Annotated in this window: 17 protein-coding genes; 13 read left to right on the forward strand and 4 right to left on the reverse strand. The window is 39.6% G+C overall.

What is annotated here, in order from left to right:
* The first annotated feature begins 39 nt into the window (after nt 1-39).
* Complete coding sequence (locus P2W71_RS05695) at nt 40-945, forward strand: LD-carboxypeptidase (RefSeq protein ID WP_276368181.1); 906 nt, start codon at nt 40-42, stop codon at nt 943-945.
* On the opposite strand, the gene P2W71_RS05700 is transcribed toward P2W71_RS05695, so the two are convergent.
* Complete coding sequence (locus tag P2W71_RS05700) at nt 942-2,168, reverse strand: NAD(P)/FAD-dependent oxidoreductase (RefSeq protein ID WP_276368183.1); 1,227 nt, start codon at nt 2,166-2,168, stop codon at nt 942-944. The genes P2W71_RS05695 and P2W71_RS05700 overlap by 4 nt on opposite strands.
* A 53-nt stretch (nt 2,169-2,221) precedes the next feature.
* Here P2W71_RS05700 and P2W71_RS05705 point away from each other — a divergent pair, with 53 nt between their 5' ends.
* Entirely contained in the window at nt 2,222-3,475 is a 1,254-nt protein-coding gene (locus P2W71_RS05705) for an RsmD family RNA methyltransferase (protein ID WP_276368186.1), read from the forward strand.
* Here the strand turns inward: P2W71_RS05705 and P2W71_RS05710 are convergent.
* On the reverse strand, nt 3,461-3,967 hold the full coding sequence (locus P2W71_RS05710; RefSeq protein ID WP_276368191.1) for a redoxin domain-containing protein: 507 nt from the start codon (nt 3,965-3,967) through the stop codon (nt 3,461-3,463). The genes P2W71_RS05705 and P2W71_RS05710 overlap by 15 nt on opposite strands.
* A gap of 278 nt (nt 3,968-4,245) precedes the next feature.
* Between P2W71_RS05710 and mfd the strand changes: the two genes are divergently transcribed.
* Both mfd and gldJ read left to right on the forward strand, forming a co-directional pair.
* Nucleotides 4,246-7,620, forward strand: coding sequence for a transcription-repair coupling factor (mfd, locus tag P2W71_RS05715; protein ID WP_276368193.1), 3,375 nt, complete (start codon nt 4,246-4,248; stop codon nt 7,618-7,620).
* A 471-nt stretch (nt 7,621-8,091) separates the two neighbouring features.
* A complete protein-coding gene (gene gldJ / locus P2W71_RS05720; protein WP_276368196.1) occupies nt 8,092-9,324 on the forward strand; it encodes a gliding motility lipoprotein GldJ in 1,233 nt (410 codons plus the stop codon).
* A gap of 48 nt (nt 9,325-9,372) precedes the next feature.
* Here the strand turns inward: gldJ and P2W71_RS05725 are convergent, their stop codons facing one another.
* Nucleotides 9,373-9,810: a phosphoribosyltransferase family protein gene (locus tag P2W71_RS05725; protein WP_276368200.1), complete on the reverse strand. Its 438-nt coding sequence runs from the start codon at nt 9,808-9,810 to the stop codon at nt 9,373-9,375.
* Nucleotides 9,811-10,157: 347 nt separating this feature from the next.
* On the opposite strand from P2W71_RS05725, the gene P2W71_RS05730 reads away from it, so the two are divergent.
* From P2W71_RS05730 to P2W71_RS05765, 8 genes are all read left to right on the forward strand, one after another.
* Nucleotides 10,158-10,547, forward strand: a complete 390-nt coding sequence (locus P2W71_RS05730) for a hypothetical protein (protein WP_276368204.1) — start codon at nt 10,158-10,160, stop codon at nt 10,545-10,547.
* Between the two features lie 87 nt (nt 10,548-10,634).
* Nucleotides 10,635-13,982 (forward strand): DUF4175 family protein, encoded by a 3,348-nt coding sequence (locus P2W71_RS05735; RefSeq protein ID WP_276368207.1) that lies wholly within the window; start codon nt 10,635-10,637, stop codon nt 13,980-13,982.
* Nucleotides 13,983-14,002: 20 nt separating this feature from the next.
* A complete protein-coding gene (locus tag P2W71_RS05740) occupies nt 14,003-14,407 on the forward strand; it encodes an ATP-binding protein (RefSeq protein WP_276368210.1) in 405 nt (134 codons plus the stop codon).
* Nucleotides 14,407-14,838, forward strand: coding sequence for an rRNA maturation RNase YbeY (ybeY, locus tag P2W71_RS05745; protein WP_276368212.1), 432 nt, complete (start codon nt 14,407-14,409; stop codon nt 14,836-14,838). Before P2W71_RS05740 ends, ybeY begins: the two co-directional genes overlap by 1 nt.
* A gap of 80 nt (nt 14,839-14,918) precedes the next feature.
* Nucleotides 14,919-16,784 (forward strand): tRNA uridine-5-carboxymethylaminomethyl(34) synthesis enzyme MnmG, encoded by a 1,866-nt coding sequence (mnmG, locus tag P2W71_RS05750; protein ID WP_276368215.1) that lies wholly within the window; start codon nt 14,919-14,921, stop codon nt 16,782-16,784.
* The gene (locus tag P2W71_RS05755; protein WP_276368218.1) at nt 16,781-17,671 is read left to right on the forward strand and encodes a class I SAM-dependent methyltransferase; all 891 of its coding nucleotides are present in this window, start codon (nt 16,781-16,783) and stop codon (nt 17,669-17,671) included. Before mnmG ends, P2W71_RS05755 begins: the two co-directional genes overlap by 4 nt.
* The gene (locus P2W71_RS05760; RefSeq protein WP_276368221.1) at nt 17,668-19,356 is read left to right on the forward strand and encodes an Ig-like domain-containing protein; all 1,689 of its coding nucleotides are present in this window, start codon (nt 17,668-17,670) and stop codon (nt 19,354-19,356) included. The genes P2W71_RS05755 and P2W71_RS05760 overlap by 4 nt, the downstream gene beginning before the upstream one ends.
* Nucleotides 19,357-19,672: 316 nt before the next feature.
* Nucleotides 19,673-21,538, forward strand: coding sequence for a tetratricopeptide repeat protein (locus P2W71_RS05765; protein ID WP_276368223.1), 1,866 nt, complete (start codon nt 19,673-19,675; stop codon nt 21,536-21,538).
* Between the two features lie 39 nt (nt 21,539-21,577).
* Here the strand turns inward: P2W71_RS05765 and P2W71_RS05770 are convergent, their stop codons facing one another.
* A complete protein-coding gene (locus tag P2W71_RS05770; protein ID WP_276368225.1) occupies nt 21,578-23,749 on the reverse strand; it encodes a DUF5916 domain-containing protein in 2,172 nt (723 codons plus the stop codon).
* Between the two features lie 254 nt (nt 23,750-24,003).
* Here P2W71_RS05770 and P2W71_RS05775 point away from each other — a divergent pair, with 254 nt between their 5' ends.
* Nucleotides 24,004-24,459, forward strand: coding sequence for a MarR family transcriptional regulator (locus tag P2W71_RS05775; RefSeq protein WP_276368228.1), 456 nt, complete (start codon nt 24,004-24,006; stop codon nt 24,457-24,459).
* Nucleotides 24,460-24,468: the final 9 nt, after the last annotated feature.

The raw sequence follows: 24,468 nt of genomic DNA on the forward strand, positions 1-24,468 counted from the left end.
ACAGAGGGCTTTTTTTATTTAACTTTTATTAAGTGAGCAATGATTAGCCCCCCATTACTGAAAAAAGGCGACAAAATTGGTATTACTGCGACTGGCAGAAAAGTAAGCCCAAAAGATGTTGAAATAGCATACACTTTTTTTAGATCATGGGGTTTAGAGATTACTACGGCACCTAATCTTCACAGCAACGCTCACACCTATCTTGCAGGGTCGGACGCTGAACGACTGCAAGATTTCCAGCAGCTGATTGTTGATCCAGATATCAAAGCCATTGTATGCGCACGTGGCGGCTATGGCACCACACGAATTTTAGATCAACTAGATTTTACCTCTCTTTATAAGACTCCAAAATGGATAATTGGCTTTAGTGATGTTACTGCCCTTCATCTTAAATTATTCAAACTAGGTATCAAAAGCATCCATGGCACGATGCCCATTTTATTTCCAAAAGCCGAAAATGCAGATTCTATTGAAAGCTTAAAAGGAAGTCTTACAGGAGAAAGTATTGTAATCTCGGCGACATCCAGCAAAAGTAATAGACTTGGGAAAACTACGGCACCAGTAATCGGCGGGAACCTGTCATTGGTTGTCGATGCCATCGGTACCTCAAGTGACCCGGACACCAACGGAAAGATTTTAATTTTGGAGGAAATTGATGAATACAAGTACAAGGTTGATCGCATGTTTATGCATTTAAAAAGGTCCGGTAAACTTGATAATTTGTCCGGACTTATCATTGGTCATATGACTGACATCAAAGATTCTGATTTGTCATTTGGAGAGACCCTTGAGGAGGTTGTGTTAAGTAAAATATCTCAGAAAAATTATCCCGTAGCATTCAATTTTCCTATTGGTCATCAATATCCCAATCTGGCTTGGGTGCATGGATCGGTGATGACCTTGAACGTTACTGATAGTGAATCACAGTTAATGCCTCTTTTTTAAAAACCAGAAGCAATACTTTTTGCAGCGATAAAGGATGTCGTCCATGCGTTTTGAAAGTTAAACCCACCTGTCTCTCCGTCAATATTTAATACTTCGCCTGCAAAGTAAACGTTGTTCATCTTTTTACTTTCCATCGAATTAATATTTATTTCACTCAAATCAACACCACCGCAGGTTACAAACTCCTCTTTAAATGTCGTTTTGCCTGTAATGTTAAACGGGCATCGAATTAAATATTCAATCAACCTGTTTAGTTCTTTTTTTGAGAGTTCCGACCAAATTCTATCGTCCCCTATTTCGGCCAGCGCATATAACCTTTGGGCTAAACGCAACGGCAACTTGAACAAGGAATGCGTGGTAACTTTTTGTTTGCTTGTGGATAACTTGTTTCTCAGCAGAATTTCTCTCAGCTCATCTTCTTTCATGCCTCCTAACCAGTTCACCAAGACCGTAAACTTGTACTGTACCTGGTACAGGTATTCTGCCGCCCAGGATGAAAGTTTAATTACAGCTGGCCCACTTAATCCCCAATGCGTAATCAACACAGGACCTTCCTGTAAAAATTTCGTTCCTGCAATTTTCACTTCGGCGTGAGGTACTGAAACCCCCATTAAATCCTTGAATTTTTGATCCGAATCGTTGAATGTAAATAATGATGGAATAGGTGTTTTTATGGTGTGATGTAGATCAGCAATAAACTGATAAGCGTGAGCTTGTGGACTTCCACCTGTGGCAACAAGAATTTTTGTCGCCGAATAACTGTCTCCATCCGCACAGAAAATCTTTATTTCGTTTTTTTCTTGTTTGATTTGTGAAACATTTTTACCCAACATTATTTTTATTTTCAATTTTTGGGCTTCGCTAATAAAACAATCTATGATGGTTTGCGAGGAGTTTGTATGAGGAAACATTCGTCCATCACTTTCTGCATTAAGAATTACTCCTTTCGATGCAAACCATTTTACGGTATGCTCAGCATGGAATATGCTCAATAAATTTTTTAGTGCTTTTTCGCCCCGGGGATAATGACGAGAAAATTCAAAAGGATTGTAGTTATGGTGCGTAACGTTACATCGGCCACCACCTGATATTTTAACTTTCGATAATAATTTATTCGATTTTTCCAGAATTAAAATCTTCAAACCCGCCCTCATTTCCGCAGCTTGGATAGCCCCAAAAAATCCAGCGGCGCCCCCGCCTATGACGATTAGATCAAAATGCATTCGTTACTCCTTTCGCGGTTAATGTATGGCACGCAAAGTTACTATGCAAGGTGGTGCTTAAATTCACTTTCGTTAGTTTTGTTGCATTGAACAAACTTACTGCATTGACCCAACAGCTGTTTTCATCAGCCGTGCAAAGCTTCATCGATGAACATGAGCTTGATGATATCCATGAGCTTCTATTGAAATATAAAGCGATTAACACTGTGCCAATAAGCGTTATCATTGACCAGATTATAGGAAGGAGAAAGGCAAGAGAAAAATTTAGGAGTTGGTCTGAGCAAAAACGAGTTATTTATCCTCCGTCGATAAATCTTGAACAATCATCGTCTGAACAGACAGCGCGCAATAAAGTAGCAATGCTTTCAAAGGAGTTGGCGTTAAACACAAGCAGCCTTCTTGATCTTACGGGAGGCTTTGGCATTGATAGTTATTTTTTTAGCCGGTCATTTAGAGAGGTGCATTTTGTTGAGCCAAATGGTGATCTCCTTAAGATTGCACAACACAACCATGCGCAATTGGGTGTAAATAATATTCAATACCACAATTCAACAGCCGAAGAATTTTTGGAGTCATTGGATAGAAAATTTGACCTGATCTATATTGATCCGTCGCGCAGGCCAAAGGATAACCAAAAGGTGTTTTCATTAAATCAATGTGTACCAGACGTAGTATTGCTACAAGAAAAAATTTGGCAAGTCACTGACAGGCTATTGGTAAAAGCGTCGCCGTTATTGGATATAGAAAAAGCACTGAAAGATCTGAAACATGCAAAGAAAGTATCCGTCGTGTCAGTGCATAATGAATGCAAAGAACTTCTTTTTTATTGCGAGAAAACTTTTGAATCAGAACCGTTAATCGAGGCAAAAAATTTAACAGAAACAGAATTTGCATTCTCTTTCAAAATTTCAGAGGAACGAAAACTTGAAGTCAAATACAGTGATCCTTTGCAGTTTGTCTACGAGCCGAACGCCTCGTTGCTCAAAAGCGGCGCTTTTAAAACCATCGCATTTAGGTTTAAAATAAATAAACTTCATCCAAGTACTCACTTTTACACATCCGAAAATCGCATTGACTTCTTTCCTGGACGAGTTTTTAAAATAGAATCTCACGTTAAGCTTCGTGATAAAATGCTTACGTTTTTCCCCGATGGAAAAGCAAACATTATAACCCGTAACTATCCACTCACCGTACAGGACCTTCGAAAGAAGACAGGTTTAAAAGAAGGTGGAGAAAGATATTTAATCGGTTGTTCGGGAATGTCTAAAAAGTTTTTATTAGTGGCAGTTAAACTAGATAGCTTGTAATATTTTTTCAATGGCAACTTCACCATTAAATTTTTGTTGAAGCTGTTGATTCGAATAAATATAGACCGACGGCGCTGGGATAGACCCGAAATTATTTAAGACATTGTCAACAGTAGTTGTTCCAAAATAAATGTTTGCATATCCCAGAAGTCCGTAATCTTTTGCAAACTTTTCAATTGCCGGCATTTGATCTGCAGAAATAAAATACAAGTTGTAATCTTTAAATGAATCAACGTATTCCCTAATTTCCTTGGCTTCGCGCTGACAGTGATCACAATCTGGTTGGAAAAGAATGAGTATGGTATTTCCCTTTATCAACCGGATATTTACTCGTGCGTTGTCCAACGTTGTGATCAACATATTTGGCAGATCATTTCGCGTTTGAACTGCCTGCTTCTCTTCAGTAATTTCATTTGTTTGCTGAGAAGGGTTTGAACAAGAGAATAAAATAAAACTTAAAAATAGGTTCAAAAATATCGATCGTTTTTTCATGTGGTCACAAGTCGCATCAATGAATATATTAGAATGCAAATTAATGAAATGCTGCCATAGAGTTTAATAACCATCCTCCTACTCTGTACTTCCCTCCACCAGAGCAGCAACCACGGAATAAACATCCCTAATAACAGCATTGCCAGGGCTAACAATGCCATGGGAAAAAAAAATAATTCAATTTGTTTCACCCTTTAAAGGTATACAGAATTTTACTTCGTTCCTGGAGAATGAACTTGGTTTAATGCTATCTTTGCTGCCTTTCAATTTCAAGTGACGTGAGGGTGAGCGACTTTTTGAATATCTACCGCGCAGATGGTTTTGTTAAAACCGTGGCTGCAGGAATTAAAGCGTCTGAAAAAAGAAATATTCAATTAAAAGGCCTTTCAGGAAGTCTCGACGCAGTTGTTCTCGCTGCTATCTTTAAAACTCATCCCCAAGATTTTCTTATCATTCTTCAGGACAAAGAGGAGGCAGCGTATTTTCAAAATGATTTGCAAAATTTGCTAGCGCGTGAAGTTCTTATTTTTCCGATGTCCTATAAACGCCCGTATGAACTGGACGAGATCGAAAATGCCAACATCCTCATGCGTACTGAAGTTCTAAATCACTTATCTAACAAAACGTCGCCAGAAGTTTTAGTTACGTACCCGGAAGCGCTGGCTGAAAAAGTCATTAATAAAAGGTCTCTTGCTCAAAACACTTTTTCGGTTAAATTGAAGGAGAAGCTTGACATCAACTTCCTGGAAGAATTTCTTCATAGTTACGATTTTGAAAAAACTGATTTTGTTTATGAAGCGGGGCAATTTGCAATACGCGGAGGTATCATCGATATATTTTCGTTTGCCTATGAATATCCATATCGAATAGAGCTTTTTGGGGATGAGGTGGACAGTATTAGGACATTTGATCCCGGATCCCAGTTGTCAGTTGAAAACCTTGAAAACGTTAATATTATTCCGAACATACAATCAAAGTTAAGCCTCGACGAACGCCAATCTTTCTTTGAATTTATTTCGCCGACGACCAAACTATGGTTTAAAGATTATCAACTGACTCGCGACGTCGTGCAGAGAACTTTTGACAAGGCCGGGGAGTCGTTTAATAAAATTATTCAGCCGAGTGCTACACAGATCATCTCAACGCCTGAGAAATTATTTGATGATGGAGTTGCATTTAAAAATCAGATGCAAAATTTCACATTGGTTGAGTTTGGAACGCGTTTCACATTGCCGGAACCAAAATCATTTCAGTTTCAATCAGCTCCTCAGCCATCATTCAATAAGAATTTTGAATTATTAGCCAAAGATTTGTATGACCATCAAATTCAAGGCTATCATAATTTCATCACTGCAGAAATTCCCAAGCAAACGGAAAGATTAAAGGGAATCTTCGAAGAAATAAATGATGAAGTGAAATTTGAGCCCCTGGATTTTGCTTTAAGACAAGGTTTTTCTGATTCTAGTCTCAGCATTGTCTGTTACACAGATCACCAAATATTTGAGCGCTTTCACAGATACCGCGCAAAAGAAAAATTTTCGAAGTCAAAAGCCATGACTTTACGCGAGTTGCAAACGCTGCAGCCTGGAGATTTTGTAACTCACATTGACTTTGGAATTGCCAAGTTCGCTGGGCTTGAGAAAAAAGAAGTCAACGGCCATGAGCAGGAGGCAATTCGCCTGGTTTATAAAGATGACGATTTGCTTTATGTAAGCATTCATGCTTTGCACAAAATCTCGAAGTATTCCGGGAAGGAGGGTGCCCCGCCAATCATCAGCAAATTAGGTTCACAAGAATGGGAAAATAAAAAAGCAAGAGCTAAAAAACGCGTAAAGGATATTGCAAAAGAGCTGATAGAGCTTTATGCGAAAAGAAAGTCTGCGCCAGGATATGCTTATACGCAAGATGGATTTCTTCAAGCCGAATTAGAATCTTCTTTTATGTATGAGGATACGCCGGATCAAGCGCGTGCGACAGAAGACGTAAAAAAAGACATGGAACAGCCTCATCCGATGGATAGGTTAGTCTGCGGCGACGTTGGATTTGGGAAGACTGAAGTAGCCATTCGCGCTGCTTTTAAAGCAGCAACAGATGGAAAGCAAGTGGCTGTTTTAGTTCCTACCACCATACTCGCGATGCAGCACTACCGCACCTTTAAAGAACGGCTTTCTAATTTTCCTATTAAGGTTGATTATGTTTCGAGGTTTAAGACAGAGAAGGAAATCAAACAAATACTGGAAGACGTTCGGGCAGGAAAGATTAATATTCTAATTGGGACTCACCGGATTGTAAGTAAGGATGTGCATTTTAAAAATCTTGGCCTTCTTGTTATTGACGAAGAACAAAAATTTGGCGTAAAAGTAAAGGACCGCTTGAAAGAGTTAAAAGTAAATGTTGATGTTTTAACCTTAACGGCCACACCTATACCACGTACGCTTCATTTTTCCTTAATGGGCGCTCGCGACCTAAGTATCATTTCAACTCCTCCTCCTAACAGACAACCCGTAACAACCGAGCTGCACACTTTCAACGAGGAGGTTATACGCGATGCCATCAGCTATGAACTGAGGAGAGGCGGACAAGTATTCTTCGTGCATAACAGGGTAAGTGATATAGAGTCAATGGCCAATACCATCTATAAACTTGTGCCCGACGCCCGCATTGGAATTGCACATGGGCAAATGGATGGAGATAAGTTGGAGAAAGTAATGGTGAAATTTATAGATGGTGAATACGATGTCCTGGTGTCGACTAATATTATTGAGTCTGGGTTGGACATACCCAATGCTAATACTATTATGATAAATCAGGCACACATGTTCGGGATGTCCGATCTTCATCAAATGCGCGGTCGGGTAGGCCGATCCAATAAGAAAGCCTTTTGTTATTTACTTACACCTCCAACCTCAGTCCTATCCGCGGATTCCAGAAAGAGGTTGGCTGCATTAGAAGAATTTTCGGAATTGGGCGACGGCTTTAAAGTTGCTATGCGCGATCTGGATATCAGAGGTGCTGGAAATCTTTTGGGAGGAGAACAGAGCGGGTTCATAACTGATCTGGGCTTTGATACTTATCACAAAATTTTGGACGATGCAATCCAAGAACTAAAGGAAACTGATTTCAAGGATCTTTTTTCAAAGGAACTAGAAGAAAGAGCCAAGTTTATAGTTCAGGATTGTGTAATAGAAACTGACTTGGAAATTCTCATTCCAGATGGATATGTAAATAATATTAGCGAACGACTTCAACTTTATTCCAGGCTAGACAATATTAAAGATGAGGAACAACTGAAAGAGTTCGCCGACGAAATCCGCGATCGATTTGGTGCATTCCCTACGTCAGTAAAGGAGCTCATCAATACCGTGCGGTTACGGTGGTTAGGTGAACTCCTTGGATTCGAAAAACTCACCTTAAAAAATGATGCGCTGCGGGCTTACTTTATTACAAACAACGATAACTACTTCAGTTCAGAAGTCTTCGGAAAAATTATCTCCTATGTTCAGAAGCATCCCCGGCAGTTTAAAATGAAGGATACCGCCGGAAAAGCTATGCTTGTTATAGATCAAATTAAAACCGTGGATTCCGCAATTGAATTACTTAGCAGGCTAGCCGATCAGCCAACCAAGTCGGCTAACGAAATCTTATCCAAATAAGGTTCCAGGCCAATAGCTTTATCAAAAGCATTTATCATTAGTACTTTCTGATATTTAGGAGAATAAAAGACTTCGATAAAGAAGCCATCGGTATGATATAAGAATACTTTACAATCCGCACAATTTCTTTGAGCCAAATAATTGCCATAAAACGTAATAACATCACATTTCCTTTCGAAGGGCATTACTCGGAAATTTTGAAGCGTAAACATGTTGGTCATCATTTTTATGACCGGTATTAAAAATTCTATGCCAGCCGGCTTAGCCCCTCAAAATGTTACTTTATCCCCGTTAACATAATTTTAACTTCCCAAAACTGGATAACCCATTCTCAAAACAATAGAATTGATCGTTGATCGTTCATAGTGACAAGGTTTGTTGTTCTATTACTCATTGATCATAAAACTTGCACCAACTTGGAAAACATGGTTTTATGGCTTTAATTAGCATTTATTAAACTTTTTAAATAAGATGAATTACTCTTTCAAGGTTGTCTTGTATGTGCTGTGCGGATCGGTAGTATTATCTGCCTGTTCCTTGTTTGGCGGTAAAGGCGGAAAGCCAACGGCTCAAAATCCCGGTCAAGTCAGTACAGCTACAGGGCTGGCGTACAATGACGAAGATCAAGGAGGATTTATGGTTAATCCATATGAAGGACAGCCAGATGCTCCTAATATGGTATTTATCGAAGGAGGAAGAGCCGTTATGGGTTCCTTTGAAGAAGATGTGATGTCATATCGGGATAATATTGAAAGAACAGTTTCGGTTGCCTCCTTTTATATGGACGAAACTGAAATAGCCAATGTACACTGGTTGGAGTATATGCATTATCTAGCGAAAGATTCTTCACAAGAAGCTTATCAGGATGCTCTTCCAGATACTACAGTTTGGGTAGGTAAGCTTGCCTTCAATGATCCTTATGTGGAACACTACCTGAGATATCCCGGTTTCAGATATTTCCCCGTGGTTGGAATTACCTGGAATCAGGCAAGCAAGTTTGCAGTTTGGAGAACACGTGCAGTTAATATAAAGCTGGCTGAAGATGCTGGTGAAGAATATGCAGAAAGTGATGGACGTATTCCATTAGAGTCTGGAATTGTGGTACCTGCGTATCGTCTGCCAACTGAGGCTGAATGGGAATATGCGGCGCAGGCCTTGATAGGAACGCAATGGTTGGAGGAGCTCCAAACTCACCAAAGAATATATCCATGGGATGGACATGCAGTTCGGAATCCTTACGGGAAGCAAATGGGCTTTATGCTTGCAAATTTTAAACGCGGGCGGGGAGACTACGCTGGTATCGCAGGACGTCTGAACGACGGTGCACTGATAACCTCTTACATTTATGAATATCCTCCTAATGATTATGGCCTTTATAATATGGCGGGTAATGTAAGCGAATGGGTGCAGGATATATACCGGCCAATGTCATATCAAGATTTTGATGATTTAAACCCAATTCGTAGAGATGGATTTCTTGATCCTGCCTCTGGAGCAAACTCGGGATATAATAGTGATTTTGAAAAAAATCCTGGATCGTTCACATCCTTGATCACTGACAGAGCTCGTGTTTATAAAGGCGGTTCGTGGAAAGATGTTGCTTATTGGATGTCTCCTGGAACTAGAAGGTATTTAGATCAGGATTCTGCTACAGCTACAATAGGATTCCGTTGCGCGATGATTAGAGCTGGATCGAACTACTAAAAAACTCAAAACATTTTTGATAGTAAACCCTGGCCACCCAGGGTTTTTTTATGCTTCGGCAATGCAGGCAATACTCAATGACGCGCACTCGGCCTTAAGAAGGCAATTACCACATGCCTCGAGTGTGGCACCCGTTGTAACAACATCATCAACTAAAAGAATATTCTTGTTTTTAACGGAGACCGCATCAGTTACGTTGAATACTTCAGCCATGTTTTCCCATCGGTTTAATTTCGTTTTTCGTGTCTGAGTGTCTGTTTTAACCCTTCGTTCGATCACGTCATCAGAAAAAGGAATTCCGAGGCGTTGAGAAAGTCCTTCTGCGAATTTTGCTGCCTGGTTATAGCCTCTTTTTCGTTTTCTCGATGGATGTAGCGGCACCGGCACAATAAGTTCAAATAAGTTGGCGACATCAGCTTCGGCCATACGATCACCGTATAAATAACCTAACATCATGCCGAGTTCAGGGTGATTTCTGTATTTCAACGAGTGGAGTAAGGTTTGGACTCTTCCACTTTTGCTAAATCTAAACAAAGCCATCGCGCAACGAATATTAAGTCGCTGAGAAATTCGATTCATCAACGGATTTATGGGCGAGAGATGGTAATTCGTCTGAGGCATCTGTAGCATACATCGTGTACAAACTAGCTTCTCACCTTTGACTAAAGTATCTTCACAGGCTAGGCAATAATTTGGATAAAGCAGGGAAATAAAGCCCTGAAAGACTTCAGCTAAAATTGATTGGTTCATTTGAAATATATTTGCTGCTAACCGTGTTATCAAATTTATCAAACGGAATGAAAATTACTAGCTGGACGAACTAAAATGATCGTATGTTTAAAAGAGATCTTGAACTAGATAGAATATGGGCAAGCCTTATAAAAAATATTGAGGCGACAATAGGCAAAAAACCGAAAGATCTCAATGCCGTAATCTTTTTGATCGGTGTGCAGGAGCTGGGCAAAGGAAGCAAAAATTTTAGCAAAGAAGAAAAACAGGATTTGATGCACATTGGCATATGTAAAGTGCTAAGCCTTTCCGGGTATTATGAGCTAGAAGGCTTGGATGAAGATGGCTGGCCCCATTGGAAAATGCTAAAGAAACTTCCGCATTTTGATTTGCTGGAACAAGAGCGTCTTTTAAAAATGCATGTTATCGAATACTTTGAAAAAGAATTTAACTGGACTGCTCCGGAATTCACTTCAGAAGGCCCGACGATATGAAGTATTTTGTCAATATCGGTTTAAGGGATTATCTTGGTGTAATCAACTTTCTACATGCTAGTTGCGTTTGTACTTAATGACTGAAGTATGGGAGCAGGATTAGATAGTATTCACAAAAAAATAAAATCATTCAACAAGAAATATTACCTCAATATTTTTGTTCGAGGCGCTATTCTATCCTTATCAATCCTCTTCTCTTATTTTTTGTTAGCTACAGTTCTTGAACATAATTTATGGTTAGGCCCTGTACCAAGGCTTCTGATTCTTTTAACATTTATAGGAATAGCCGTTTTTTGTGTTTTAAGATTTTTGAAGGAGCCACTGAAATGGTGGTTGATAAAACGAGGCCTCAGCGAAGAACAAAGTGCGAAAGTCATTGGTAGCTATGTTCCTCAAGTAAAGGATGGATTGCTCAATCTTATTCAGTTGGCATCTTCAGGGAAAAATTCTGCACTTACATATGCGACTATAGATCAAAGGTCCAAAGAATTTGATCCAGTCGCATTCGATGCTTTCATTAATCTTAATGAAAATAAAAAATACCTGAAATTTCTGTTCGTTCCAGTTGTCCTTATAGTTCTAATCTTATTAATAAACCAAAGTATATTGACTCAAAGCGCCGATCGAATCGTGCACTTTACTCGTAAATATTCACCAACGGCCCCTTTTTCATTTTCGGTTCCTAAGACGCTCACCGGATTTTATAATGAACCCTATGTCCTGGAGGTGGAACTTCTTGGAGACGCCTTGCCGACTGACCTTTATTTGTTGAGCGGGAACCAACGTCTCAAGTTTGAAAAAACACAAGCGTTAAATAAATTCTCCCACACTTTTGAAAATTTGCAAGGCGACTTTAATTTTCAATTAGAGGCTGCCGGATATTTCTCAAATGAATATCACATGGCCGTTGTTAGCCGGCCTGAGCTTTCGGGATTCAACGTCGGTCTTCAGTTCCCTAAATATATTCAACGAAAAAATGAGACCTTATTGAACGCAGGGAATTTGGAAATTCCAGAAGGCACCGTCGTGCAATGGAAGCTAACGACGGAGAACGCAAACAAAGCTGCCATCTTGTTTGATAATGATAAGTCAAAGGAACTTTTTAGTGATGTTGACGGGGAGATATTTACCTTTCAAAAAAGTTTTAAACATCCAGACCATTATGAAATTCTTTTAGAAAATGAACAAAGTTCTAACAAAGAAAAAATATCCTACCACATTGATGTCATAAAAGACCAATATCCAAAAATCAGTGTCAATAATTTCAAGGACTCAGTCTTATATAAAACGGTTGTACTAAGCGGCGTGATCGGGGACGATTATGGGGTGACGAAGTTGGCTTTGCATTTTAAACTTCGTGACCAAAATAGGAAGGAAATACTAAATAGGACTACGAACATCCCGATTTCCAGAAATCAGATTCAACAGACATTCTTCCACCATTGGACTTTAGATTCCTTAAAACCTAACCCTGGGGAACAACTGGAATACTTCTTAGAGGTATGGGATAATGACGGTGTAAATGGGAAAAAATCTACTAAGACATCCAGTTATACTTTTTTAATCCCTACGGAGGACAATCTTGTGGCTGAAATAAAGCAATCGCAAACTAAGACGCAGCAGAAAATAGATCAAAGTGTTGGAAAAGCAAATAAACTTCAAGACCAATTGGAACAAGCCAATCAAAAATTAAAAGGAAAACAGACGCTGGATTGGCAAGACAAAAAAATGTTAGAAGATATTATTCAGCAGAAAGAAGGACTTGACAAGATGGTTGAAGAATTGAAACAACAAAATAAACTCCTGGAAGACAAGAAAGACGCTTTTACAGAACAAGATGAACGGATCCGCGAAAAAGCGGCGCAAATCCAAAAACTGATGGAGGAATTGTTGGATGAAGAAACCAAAAAGCTTTTTGAAGAATTGCAAAAATTATTGAAGGAAAATGCTGACATGTCCCAACTGCAAAAGTTGTTGGACAAGCTCAATCAGAACACCAATAATTTAGAGAAGGAGTTGGAGCGGACACTTGAGTTATTTAAACAGCTTCAATACGAAACCAAACTTGATCAGATTGCGCAGAATTTGAAGGAACAAATTGAAAAACAAAAATCTCTCCTAGAAAAAACCGAATCCTTAGATAAAAAGGATGATGGGAATAAAAGTAAGGACAAGAACGCAGACAATAAAAATACAGAAGAAGCTACGTCGGAATCTGAAAACGAACAGCTAGCGAAAGATCAGGAGGCATTGCAAAAAGAGTCAAAAAAGACCGCCGAGCAAATCGAAGAATTGGAAAAGCTCGGTGAGGAGATTCAAAAGAACGAGGACCTACCGTCAGAGGAAGACAGCCAGGAAATTCAGGAGCAACAGGAGCAGAGTAAAGAGATGCTTAAACAGAACAGCCCCTCCAAATCAAAGGCGCCACAACAAAAAGCGTTGCAAAAAATGAAGCAAATGCAACAACAAATGGAAAGTGCGCAGAATTCCATGTCTATGGAAATGGATATGCAAAATATTGAAAGTCTTCGTCAAATAATTCATGGGCTTGTGAAGCTATCATTTGACCAGGAGAACCTGATGAAGGGCTTTAATGACCTTAACCAAAGCGACCCCAGATTCAATACCCTAGCGCAAAACCAAATCAAATTGAAGGATGATGCTAAAGTTCTGGAAGACAGCCTGTTAGCTTTAGGAAAGCGTGATCCTTTTATGGGTTCTATCGTTACTAAAGAGGTCGGCGAACTTAATGATCATTTAGATAAAGTCATTGAAGCGAACCGCGAACGTCGAAAACCCAAAGCCTCAAGTGAAATGCAAATGACTATGACGTCAATAAATAATCTTGCATTAATGTTGGACGAGCATTTTGATATGATGATGCAAATGATGGCTAATGCTCAGCCCTCTATGGGTAAGTCAAAGAAGAAAGGTCAGAAACCCAGCTTAAGTCAAATGCAACAACAATTGAATGAGAAAATTCAACAATTGAAAGGTGGAGGAAAGTCTGGTCGACAATTGTCTGAGGAGTTAGCGGAAATGGCGGCGGAGCAAGAACGTATCAGGCGTGCATTAAAGGAAATGGAGGATAAGATGAAAGAAGGAGGCAAAATGCCGGGGGGGGATCTTCCATCTAAGATGGAACAAACCGAGATGGATTTAGTTAACAAACAGTTGACGGACCAATTGATAAAAAGACAACAAGAAATCCTTACCAGGCTTCTGGAAACAGAAAAGTCAGCTCGGGAACAAGACATGGATGAGGAACGGAAAGGTGAAACCGCAAAAGAATATGACAAAGAAATTCCAAGAGCGTTTGAAGACTATTTGCGCCTAAAAGAAAAAGAAGTAGAATTGTTAAAAACAGTGCCACCGAAACTTTACCCGTACTACAAAAAGGAAGTAAACGAGTATTTTAAAAGAATCGGGAATTAATAAATAAGAAGAGCCAATTCATGAATACCATTAGCATCCAGGTTCCGTCTATCGCGGAGAACATCAGAATGATTGAAAGTTTTATAGATAATGCAAAAGAACGTTTTCATTTAGATGATGACATTTATGGTAACATCATGATAGCTGTCACTGAAGCGGTAAATAATGCAATCAAGCACGGGAATGCGAATAACAAAGATAAGAATGTCCACCTGGCTCTTTCCTTAGATGACAGTATGATTCGCTTCGTGGTTAAGGACGAGGGTGAGGGGTTTGATTTTGACAATTTGCCGGATCCTACGGCTCCAGAAAACCTTGAAAAGCTGGGTGGCAGAGGTATTTTTCTAATGAAACATCTTTCTGATGAAGTCGACTTTAAGGATAGGGGCCGCGTCGTTGAATTGTCCTTTTATATTAATGTTTAATGCCTGCGATCCATATTTTCTATGAAGACGTTTCATTTCGTCTCAAATTGATCAGAAATAAGAAATCCTGGATTAAGAAAGTAATCGAAGCTGAACACAAGAAACTTGGTGTATTGAACTATATTTTTTGTTCTGATGCTTTATTGCTTAAAATGAACTTGGAATATCTAGGGCACAATACTCTAACTGACATAATAACCTTCAATAACTCACAAGAAGAAACCCTGATTGAGGGAGATATTTATATCAGTATTGAGAGAGTAAGAGAAAATGCCCATAAGTTTGCGTCTGGCTTTGAAAACGAACTCCACCGTGTGATGATCCATGGCGTATTGCATCTGCTTGGGTACTCGGACAAAACCAGGGCTCAAAAATTAGCCATGCGAAAAAAGGAGGATGAGTGTTTAGCTTTGGGGACGAAATTGCATTGAATTGTTCCACGTGAAACTAATTGTGGAAATGTGGATGAAATTGTGGGTAACATTTATAAGTTCCACGTGGAACAGCGACTATGTTTAAAGAATACGATGTAATAGTAATTGGTGCGGGTCACGCCGGGTGCGAGGCCGCCTATGCGGCAGCAACAATGGGTTCAAAGGTGCTGCTGGTAACCATGAATATGAACACAATAGCTCAAATGTCGTGCAATCCCGCTATGGGAGGTGTGGCAAAGGGGCAAATAGTGCGAGAAATCGATGCGTTAGGTGGACAGTCTGGCCTTGTCTCGGATAAATCCATGATCCAATTCCGGATGTTGAATCTATCCAAAGGTCCGGCGATGTGGAGTCCTAGAACGCAGAATGATCGCATGCGCTTTTCGGAGGAGTGGCGATTAACTCTTGAACGGAATCAAAACGTTGATTTTTGGCAGGAAATGGCGAGCAGCCTTGTCATTGAGGGGGGTAAGGTATCCGGCATTATAACAGCATTGGGATTAAAAATCAGGGGAAGGGCCGTAGTCCTTACCAATGGAACTTTCTTAAACGGCAAAATTCATATTGGTGAAAAACATTTCGGTGGAGGCCGGGCGGCGGAAGGTGCGGCCTTCGGCATAACAGAACAATTGACCAAAGTTGGTTTTGAGGCAGGCCGAATGAAAACAGGCACACCTCCTCGAATAGATGGGCGAAGTCTAAATTATGCCAAGATGGAGGAGCAAAAAGGCGACCTTAACCCCGGTAAGTTTTCATTTCTTCCCGAATCGCAACCGTTGTCGGCCCAAGTAAGCTGTTGGATAACATATACCAACGAAGAGGTACATAATGAACTAAAGAAAGGATTTGACAAATCTCCAATGTTTCAGGGTAGAATAAAAGGGCTTGGTCCTAGGTATTGTCCATCAGTGGAAGATAAAATTAACAGGTTTGCCGAAAGAGAAAGACACCAAATTTTTGTCGAGCCTGAGGGCTGGAATACGGTGGAGATATATGTAAATGGGTTTTCCACGTCGCTACCAGAAGATGTCCAATATAAAGCACTTACCAAGATTCCTGGTTTTGAAAATGCCAAAATGTTTAGACCTGGATACGCAATTGAATACGATTATTTCCCGCCTACGCAATTGAAGTCTACTTTGGAAACACAACTAATTGATAACCTGTTTTTTGCAGGTCAAATTAATGGAACTACAGGATACGAGGAAGCCGCCAGCCAAGGCCTAATGGCAGGGATTAATGCGCATAATAAAGTTCATGGATGCGATCCATTTATTCTAAAAAGATCCGACGCATACATTGGCGTTCTAATTGACGATTTGGTAAACAAGGGCACTCAGGAACCTTATCGTATGTTTACGTCTCGGGCAGAGTATCGCATCCTTCTTAGACAAGATAATGCGGATATCCGACTAACTGAGCTTGGACATAAGATAGGACTGGCCAGCGACGAGAGGTTAGACATAGTCAAGTCGAAAATATCGGCCGTGGCCACGTTGACACAGGAACTCAATAAACTTCGACTTAACCCGGATTCCATTAATTCAAGCTTGGCTCAATTAAATACTTCCGAAATCAGGGAAAAAATAACCGCTTCCCAGCTATTAAAAAGGCCACAGATAGGCATCGAGGATTTGAAAAAGCTGCATGGGAATATAAAAACGATGTTGGAATCTTATTCGCCCGAGGTTCTTCAACAAGCCGAAATAAACATTAAATACGAGAGTTACATCGAACGCGAGCAACACAACGCGCTAAGGATAGGAAGCCTCGAAAGTTACAAAATCCTGGAAGACTTTGATTATGACCGAGTTAAGGCATTGTCCTCGGAGGCGCGCGAAAAACTAAAAAAGGTTAGGCCAGAAACCGTCGGTCAGGCATCAAGAATTAGCGGTGTTTCTCCAGCCGATGTTTCGGTACTAACTATTTACATGGGCAAATGATTGAGGTGACTAATTGCCCCATTTGCAATGGCAAGAACTTTGTGCCCTACCTCCAGTGTTGCGATCACTCAGTTACACAAGAAACGTTTAGCCTTATTAAATGCACCAAGTGTGGACTTGTCATTACCTCACCGCGACCCGACGATCTCGAAATTCAAAAATACTACGCGTCGTCTACATATATCTCTCACTTAGGCACCGCTCAAACGTTACTCGACCGAATCTACCTTTTTGCCAGAAGCTTTACGTTGCGTTGGAAATGGTCAATAGTCGAACGAAACATTCTGCCAACACTCGAAAAAAAAATCTTAGATTTTGGGTGTGGCACTGGCGAGTTTTTAAGAACCGCCAAACAACATTCCTGGAACGTAGCCGGTGTCGAACCGTCGGAGAATGCCCGGACACAAGCCTCACCCGAAGTTTTTAATCACATTAAAAGTTCTTTGCCAAATTTTTCAAATCAAACATTTAATGTTATTACACTCTGGCATGTTTTAGAACATGTAAGCGATTTGGATTCTACCATCGGTGACCTTAAAAATCATTTAACACAAGAGGGCACACTATTTATTGCAGTACCAAACCACAGCAGTTGGGATGGGAAACATTACCAGGAAAAATGGGCTGGATATGACGTGCCAAGGCATTTCTGGCACTTCAACTCCAAAAACATGTTAATGTTACTTGAGAATCACTCTCTGGAGCTGGTTGAAATAATACCGATGAGGCTAGACGCGTTTTATATCAGTTTGTTGTCAGAAAAATACAGTCACAACCGCATGTCGGCGGTCGGCTTAATTAAAGCGTTTTTTTATGGATGTTTCAGTAATGTCAATGCTAAAAAAAATAACGAATATTCAAGTTTAATTTATGTAGCACGTAAATGAATATTTTAAAAAATACTCATTGGCTACTGTTTTGCATCTTCCTTACAGCTTGTGCAAGGCAAACTACGCCAACCGGTGGGCCCAAAGACTCTATACCTCCCACATTAGTAAACTCAAACCCAGTCCATGAGCAACTAAACTTCAGTGGCAAAACTATCGACATGACGTTCTCTGAGGCCGTTATTCTAAATAATCCAAAAGAACAATTGATCATCACGCCCGACCTTGGAGAGGACGTCGATGTAAAAACAAAAAAAAACCAAGTTACAATCACACTTACTAACGCACTAAAGGAAAACACTACCTACTCGATAAACTTCCGAGAGGCGATACAAGACATCACTGAAAAAAATCCGGCACAGATGTTAAAGCTCGCATTCAGCACCGGCGACTATATTGACTCTCTATCCATCGACGGGACTATTTACGATCTGCTAACAGGTAAAGAATTGAAGGATGCAACGATTGGCCTATACACATCAGATACATTTAATATCTTCAAGCATCGTCCAACATATCTCACTAAATCAGATAGTAAGGGAAAATTCAAAATCGAAAACCTTAAACCAGCACAATATTTTATCTATGGTCTAGATGACAAAAACAAAAATCTTATAGCCGACAGCCGCACAGAGTCATATGGCTTCCTCCGAGAACCGATTGTTTTAGCGAAAGATACATCTCAAATTAGCATACCCCTGTTTCGTCTCGACAGTCGTCCATTAAAACTAACAAGTGCAAGGCCATTTGGAACATACTTCAACATAAAAACCACTAAAAGTTTAACATCATACGCCCTTTCTGCCAACAAAGAAAAGAACATCGTCTCAAGCTTCGGAGAAGACCTTTCCAACATTAAAGTATATAACACATTTAAGGATATGGATAGCGTACAAATTCACTTTACGGCACGAGACAGCCTAAGCAATATCCTCGACACTTTATTATATGTAAAGTTTCTTGAACGTGACACAAGACCAGAGCCGTTCGAGTTTTCGTTGCAAAATTTCCAGCTCACCAACACAAAAGGAATTCTTAAAGGGCAGATAAAATTCTCAAAACCGATAGAGCAGATAAATTTCGACAGTCTATACTATGTTATAGACTCTACCCGAATAGTACCATTTTCTCCAGAAAACTTTTCCTGGGACACCCTCAACAACCTACTCTCTATCGAGAAAAAAATTGATAGAAGCCTCCTAATACCTCAAAAAGAAGAACAACAAAAACAACCCTCCACACCACAACTCACCACCAAAAACAAACAAACAACAACAACAAATAACCAATTGCACCTAGGAAAATCGGCATTCATTAGCATCGAATCTGACAGCTCAAAACGAATAACAGAAAAAATTACTCCGATGAAATTAGAAGATACAGGAATAATTTTTGTCCAGGTAGAAACAAAAGCGCCTCATTTCATTATACAACTGCTAACATCTGACTTTAAAGTCATCGACACCAAACGTAACATCAAAAAAACAAGCTTTGAAGACCTTAAACCAGGAGACTATCAAATTCGTTTAATAGTAGATAAGAATGACGATGGAAAATGGGACGCTGGTGACTATTTTCTTAAGGATGAACCTGAACATGTAGTCTTTTATAAGAACGAAAAAGGAGTCGCTCTAATAAACCTAAAAGCAAATTGGGAGCTTGGCCCTTTGTTGATAAAAGACTAACAACCTGTGGATATCTTTTGAAAGTGCGATCATAATCAAACAAATTTCCTAAGGTGCCCTATATCTGCTAGGCCTATGTGTATAACATAGACTTTACCAACATCCATCAACAATACATTCGATCCACAACTCATTTTTCCACACCGACTAACGCATGTTTAAAAACTACAAAACCAACTGATGTTTAACAACTTACTCCTAGATACATATCCACATTAACTCAACACTGAAAAACAGGATGAACTAGTTCACATATACACACTGTTAATTATAGTAATAAAAATATATATTATATAAGAATAATAAGGACCAACCCATGCGGATAACATTCTTACTAATATTTCTTGCCACAATAGTGCAGGCCCAGAATCAAGAGGAGATTCAGTTAGCAAACGAATATGTTTTGAAGGGAGATAAAAAGAAAGCACTTGAGCTTTTTAAAGAACTCTCAAAACATGATGTTAATTATCCTTACATTTATAACAACTACTTTAATTTATTACTGGATCTAAGTGCATATGACGACGCTCAAAAACTTGTACAAAAACTTTCAAAAAAAGATCCACTTAACATCCAATACAATCTTGACCTTGGACTGATTTACGTTCGATCCGGTGACTTGGCCAAAGCAGATCGATACTACAAAGACCTAATTTCAGGCAACAAAGGCAGTGTCCAACGGATCAAAATGATGTCTGATTTTTTTATGTCAAGATCCCTGATCGACTACGGTATTCAGGCGTTGACTGAGAGCAGGCAAGCGTTGGGAAATCCTTATCTTTTTTGTCTCGAGTTAGCAATGCTTCACCGAATAAAGGGAAATCAGGATAAGATGGTTCAAGAATACCTTAGCTATGTCACCCAGAGTTCAGCCAATATTCAGTATGTAAAAAACGTGATGCAAGCGTTATTGACGAAGCCTGAGGAGTTGGAAAGCCTAGAAAAGCTTTTGTACGAAAAAATCCAAGCAGACCCAGACATAGAAGTCTATTCCGATCTTTTAATCTGGGTAACGATGCAACAGAAAAACTTTTACGCATCATTCATTCAAGCTCGTGCCTACGATAAACGCTATAAGCGCGAAGGTGAAAAATCTATGGAGGTCGCGCGTGTTGCGCTCGACAATGAGGATTATGACAACGCGCTAAAGGTCTATCGTTGGGTTATACGTGAATTTCCCAATGGACAAACCTACTTGTTAGCCCGACTTGGCCTTATCCGTACGCGTGAAGCACGAGTCAAAAATACATTTCCAATTAACAGAGATTCGGTCAACATCCTTATTGCTGATTATAAAGATTTTATTAAGCAATATCCGGATAATGTGAATGCATTGGAAGCAGCAAGAAGCGAAGCGTTGCTTTTTGCGAATTATTTGGACCAAAAGGATTCGGCTGTACAAATAATTTCAAAACTTATCGCTAACCCTCGGGCATCGTTACATCTTAAATCAAAGGCCAAACTCGATCTTGGAGACATATATTTATTAAAAGGAGAGCCATGGGAATCGACTTTACTGTATTCACAGGTTGAAAAAATCCAAAAGGAGAACCCATTAGGATACGAAGCAAAACTAAAAAACGCCAAACTTTCTTACTACAAGGGGAATTTCCGTTTAGCTCAAGAACATCTAGATATACTTAAGCAAGCAACGACGAGGGAAATTTCAAATGATGCATTGGATCTTAGTATGCGCATTAAAGAAAACATTGCTTTTGATTCTATTGGAGAAGCCTTAAAGCAGTATGCATCAATAGAGTTGTTATTATATCAAAACAAAAATGATCAGGCACTCCAAAGAATTCAACAATTGAAAGAAGGCCGGACTTCTAACCTTTCAACATCTAGTTTGGATTCTGCGAAAATGATTTCCAACCAAGCCATTCTTGACGACGTATATTGGCTAGAGGCAAATATTAGAATGCGGCAGGGGGAATTTGAGAACTCAATTTCTTTGCTACAAAAAATCATCAAAGATTATGGTGACGATATCCTGGCAGATGATGCATACTTCTTGCAGGGGGAAATCTACGAACGTCAACTTGCACAAAAAGACAAAGCGATGGAGATTTACCGCGAATTTTTAAACAAATATCCAGGCAGTGTATATGCCGCCGAGGCCCGAAAAAGATTTAGATTACTGCGTGGAGATTTCAGCGGGCAAGAACAACCTCAACTGTAGTTACGGTAGTACTGTAGTCTTCCTGAAGAAGCAAGCGAGTTAGATATTCCACCAATAAGTAAACTTTACAACGAGTGCCCTATTCCTAATTCCGAAATGCTCCGGAAAATAATTGTCTGTGTAAACTATAAATAAGTCGGACGCGGGCTTATAGCGCCATTGTAATCTCGTATTTAAATTTACATTGTCTTGTTGCTCGTTGTATTGAACAAACGCAGTAAAGAACAGCTTGTTTGTCATCGTTACATCAAGGCGAGGTCCTACCAACCAAAAAGTTTTGTTATTCCATGGATTTGGTAGCCGAATATCGTTGTAGTTAAAGTTGATGGCAAAGCTCAAATATGGTTGAAGACGATAACCTAGTTCGCCACTCAAATTTAAGCGGGTTCCGTTGGCATAATAGCCCCCATATCGAGTCAATAAAGAATACGTGAATAAACTCTGAGGTTTTGAATAGAATTCCGTTCCAAAAGAATTCCATCGATGTTCACTTCCTATTTCCAATGAGTCTAGTTTGGAATTAGTAGGATCAAAAGGTTGAAGCAAGTGTACAAAGTTGTGTGCTACCCATCCGGTGAAAATGCTTTGCTGTCTGAATGTAATGGTGTAAGATAAAAAGCTCTCATTATCTGTTTGTGAGAACGAATCGTTAAAGAAATATGTGGAGCTTACTTTTGGACCGTGACTTAAGACACTTTTACTTTTAGGAAAAAACAAATATGAGAGAACCGGATTTATCTTGACGTAATTTTTTCGCGGTACATATCCCACCTCTGCATTATAATTCTCTCCTACATATTCATGTTGCCAGCTAACGGTCAACCTTCTGCTTGCGTACTGCAAATTCGCGGCATGTGATAGCTCCTTGTCTCTCTTTTCAGGGTTAAAGGATTTTAAAAGCAATGCTTTTCCAGTCCATAAATTATTGGATGAAGCTAAATTGTATTCTAGACCTAAGTTTCTGTTGAATTTGGAATAGACGGGTAAGGAAGGATTATCACTGGGTGTGTAGTTCATAGATTCTTTGTCGATGAAAATTACACCGACGTTGGATCGTGAAAAAATTCTTCGTTGAAGTGCCACCACAGCGAAGTTTTGTCGGGGTAGATAATCCTTTGAAACTTTATCTGTTTGCATATTCATCGCGCCGATTCTCCAATTTTTATCAAGCTTTCCGCTAAACCGAATTCCATATTCAATGGGCGTTCCTAAACCGATTCGCCGGGAAAAAAAAGGACGGATATTCGCGTAACCAAAATTTGCAAATAGATCTCCATTCTCTAAAAAAAATTGTCGGCGTTCTGGAAAAAATAATTCAAAGCGATCAAGATTGGTTACCTGTCGATCAACTTCAACTTGTGAAAAATCAGGGTTGAAGGTGAGGTCCAGGTTTAATGAAGAGCTAACAGCAACTTTTGCATCAAAGCCAATTTCTTTTCTATAAGATGTTGATGTACGTGCCTCATGATTTTTTGAGGCGCCACCTAGCACGTACGGAATAATAGAAATGTTTAAACCGGCCTGCGGTGGTGGTTGATCCCACACTAAAGTACCAGTGTACGCTAGGGATGCCGTTGGAAATTGCCGTGGTACTGGTGCCCAACTTGACTTCTCAGTAGTTTTCAAATCCAGTCTGCTAAAATTTATTCCCCACTTAGTAATACCTTTTTTGTAGCGAATACTTTTGAATGGAATTGCCGCCTCAAATACCCATTTGTCGTCATCTTTTTTGACTGCCGATGTCCATTTGTTATCCCAACTTAAATCCACTTTTCCACCTTCGTACATTAATCCGTCCCATTGAGCGCCAGCAGCGTTTGCGCCAAAAGAAAAACCATTTGTTTGGTCATCAAAAGTATCCATGAACAACAAAAAATTATCATTCTTGCCGAAAGCAAAGTCTCTCCTCAGTGATTCTACAAAATATCTTCCCGGTAAAAGATGGAAACATGTAGCGAGTATGTATAAGTTTTGAGTATCATAAGTCATTCTTACTTCGGTCATCACTTTAGCCATGCTTGTATCCATCGGAAGCACCATATAAAAATTAGTGGCAATAGCAGCTTGATGCCAGGAATCCTCATTCATAATTCCATCAATTTCTATGGGGGAAGTCGACGCCTTTATGAAGAGTTGAAAACCTTCATTTTTTTTCTGACCAGTAGCCCTTAGAAAGAAGATCGAAAGCAGGCAAATAAGGATAATTCGCATAGTCGAGTTTGAAACCGAAAATTAGGAAACATTTAGGACGACAATTTAAAGCGATTAGATTTTAACTAACCTGGAAATTACTTGCCCGGTCAATAGACGCAGAACTTTACATGTCCGCCCGGAATAAGGTCAGCTTGCGATTGCTTTCATATTCTCCTCCGTTAGGGGACATCGATTTGAACTAAAAAAATGACTATGAAATATTCTTTTCATAGTATGCATGCATACTAAAATTTACTACCTTCGCCCTACCTATGCGAAGAGAAGAGACCGTAGACCATACCATTAAGTCCGCATGGCATGCAATTTCTCGTATGTATAACCAACAGGCAAGCAAATACGATGTAACAACCTCTATCGGATTTGTACTGTTGAATATACATTCGGAAGAAGGTACCCCTGCAACAAAAATAGCTCCGCTGATGGGACTTGAGGCCAGAAGCCTTACGCGAATGTTGAAAACCATGGAAGAGAAAAAACTCATATTCCGTCTTCCTGATCCAATTGATAAACGTTCAGTAAGAATTTACCTCACCGAACTTGGGAAAAGAAAAAAAGACCTGTCGAGAGCGTCCGTTTTGTTGTTTAACAATAGGGTTAGAGAAATTGTACCAGAAAAGAAATTGAATATCTTTTTCGAGGTGATAAATGAGATCACCCAACTCGCGACAAATGAAAAATTTGATCCTTCTATGTTCAAAACAAAGTAACGCTGTTGA

Origin of the sequence: Chryseolinea sp. H1M3-3 (assembly GCF_029360725.1) — a bacterium.
Taxonomy (GTDB): Bacteria; Bacteroidota; Bacteroidia; order Cytophagales; family Cyclobacteriaceae; genus Chryseolinea.